Below are 2,163 nucleotides of genomic sequence, written 5' to 3'. Positions count from 1 at the left end.
CGGAGCCCGGTTCCTGTGACGCCCCGGCGGTGCGGCCGGCGTCGGCCCGGGCCGACTGAGGCCGTACGGCCGACACCTCGGACCACCCGGCGGGTGGCACGGGGGTGCGGCGGTGGAGTCCGTACCAGCCCGCGAGCATGGCGAGGGCGATGAGGAATCCCGCCCCCACGAAGAGGCTCTCCCCGGAACCGCCGAATGTCGGTGCGCTGAGGAGGACGACCACGACGAGGATCACCGCCGTGATCCTGGAGCCGGATGCCCGGCCCTTCCCGATCAGCGCCTCCCCTTTGGAGACCTCGTCTCCGGCGGAGCGCAGGAGGAGCCACAACAGTGCGTACAGGAACACCCCGGCCCCGCCCCAGAGTGCGGCGATCACGAAGGCGATACGGAACAGGACGGGGTCCACGCCGTAGCGTCGGCCGAAGCCGCCGCAGATGCCGGCGACCTTGGCGTCGTCCGGGGTCCGGACGGGTCGGGTCCGCCACAGGGAGCGGAGCTCTGATGGGACGTCGTGGGTGCTGGAGCTGGACATGACTCCATCGTGGCGGGCGGGACGCCTTTCCACATCGGGGGCCGACCCTGAGATCCGGACCCCGGGATTCTCGGGGTCGACCCCCGATGCGCCCCGGGTCGCGATCTGTGACCATGGCGGTATGAGTGAGAAGGCGACCGATCAGGTATCGGCCCCCGCGCCGCAACCGCCGGTCGTCCCACGGCCTCCCGTGCCGGCTGTGCAGCCGGTGGGGTTCCGGTGGTACCCGCCGCTGGCCAGGATCTCCGATGGATCCGTCGTCGCCGGTGTGTGCGCGGGACTCGCGGCCCATCTGGGGGTGCGGGTCACCCATGTGCGCCTGGCGATGGTGGTGCTCGCCACCCTGTCCGGTGCGGGTGTGCTGTTCTACGCCGCCCTATGGGCTCTGACCCCGTCGGCGCGGGCCCTGGAGGGAGCCGCCTCCGTGGACGCGCGGGAGCGGCGGCGCGGCATGGCCCTCGCCGTGGTGGCGGTGGTGGGGTCGGTGCTGTCGTTCATGGTCACCACCGCGACGGGACTGCACGTGATCGTGCCCGTCCTGATCGTGGCACTGGGCGCCGGGCTGGTCTGGCAGCAGTACGACGGTGGGGGACGGGTGGCTCCCCGGTCCGTCTTCGACTGGGCCAGGGTCACCGCCGGGGCGACCCTCGTCGTCGTCGGACTGGCCGTCGTGGTGCTGGGGCAGGTCGAGTTCGCCGCCCTGCGGTCGTCGTTCCTGGCGGTGCTGGCGACCCTGGTCGGAGTGGCGTTGCTCAGCGTTCCCGTGGGGCTGCGGCTGTGGCGGTCGCTGGAGGAGGAACGCGCGGCCCGCATCCGTGAGTCCGAGCGCAGCGACATCGCCTCCCACCTGCACGACTCGGTGCTGCAGACGCTGGCGTTGATCCAGAAGCGCTCCGACGACCCCGCCCAGGTGTCACGGCTGGCCCGTCGGCAGGAGCGCGAGCTGCGGCAGTGGCTCTTCGGGGCGGGGTCACGCATGTCCTCGGGTGCGACCACCGTCGCCGGGGCCGTCGAGGTGATCGTCGGGGACGTCGAGGACGCCTACGGTCTGCGGGTGGACCAGGTGGTGGTGGGCGGCGACGGTCCGGTCGGCGACGCCGAGGAGGCTGTGCTGGGCGCCGTCCGCGAGGGCCTGGTCAACGTGGCCAAGCATGCCGGCGTCGACACCGCCGACGTGTTCGTGGAGAACGACGACCAGGTGCTCACCGCCTTCGTCCGTGACCGCGGCTGCGGTTTCGACCCTGACGACGTGGGCGGTGATCGACACGGGTTGTCCCAGTCCATCCGGCACCGTGTCGAGAGCCGGGGCGGCAGCGTGACGGTGCGCAGTACTCTCGGTCGCGGAACCGAGATCGGGATCGAGATGCCGCTGGAGGGCGAATGACGGACGAGCCGGTGGGTGGCGTCAGGGTGTGCCGGGTGTTCCTCGTCGACGACCACGCGGTGTTCCGCAGCGGTGTCCGGGCCGAGCTGGCCGGTCAGGCCGGGATCGAGGTGGTGGGCGAGGCGGGGTCGGTCGCGGAGGCCGTCGCCGGCATCGGACGGGTACGGCCCGACGTGGTCCTGCTCGACGTGCACATGCCCGAGGGCGGTGGGGTGGCCGTGCTCCGCTCGGTGCTGGGGACCGATCC

3 protein-coding genes are annotated in these 2,163 nt (G+C 72.2%); 2 read left to right on the top strand and 1 reads right to left on the bottom strand.

The window, feature by feature from the left end; genetic code table 11:
* Positions 1 to 532: PspC domain-containing protein (locus G6026_RS13375; protein ID WP_182613457.1), on the bottom strand; the 532-nt coding region annotated here is incomplete at its 3' end.
* A 121-nt stretch (positions 533 to 653) separates the two neighbouring features.
* Here G6026_RS13375 and G6026_RS13370 point away from each other — a divergent pair.
* Entirely contained in the window at positions 654 to 1,916 is a 1,263-nt protein-coding gene (locus G6026_RS13370; protein WP_231750488.1) for an ATP-binding protein, read from the top strand.
* Positions 1,913 to 2,163, top strand: a 251-nt coding sequence (locus G6026_RS17460) for a response regulator transcription factor (RefSeq protein ID WP_241728081.1), incomplete at its 3' end; no start/stop codon positions are given. The genes G6026_RS13370 and G6026_RS17460, both read left to right, overlap by 4 nt.

It is taken from the genome of Dietzia sp. DQ11-38-2, assembly GCF_014145055.1.
Taxonomy (GTDB): Bacteria; Actinomycetota; Actinomycetes; order Mycobacteriales; family Mycobacteriaceae; genus Dietzia.
This window is presented reverse-complemented; position numbering and strand designations above follow the sequence as displayed.

Coding starts and splice junctions, on each gene's coding strand:
- G6026_RS13370 (WP_231750488.1), top strand. CDS start 654: ATGAGTGAGAAGGCGACCGATCAGGTATCGGCCCCCGCGCCGCAACCG.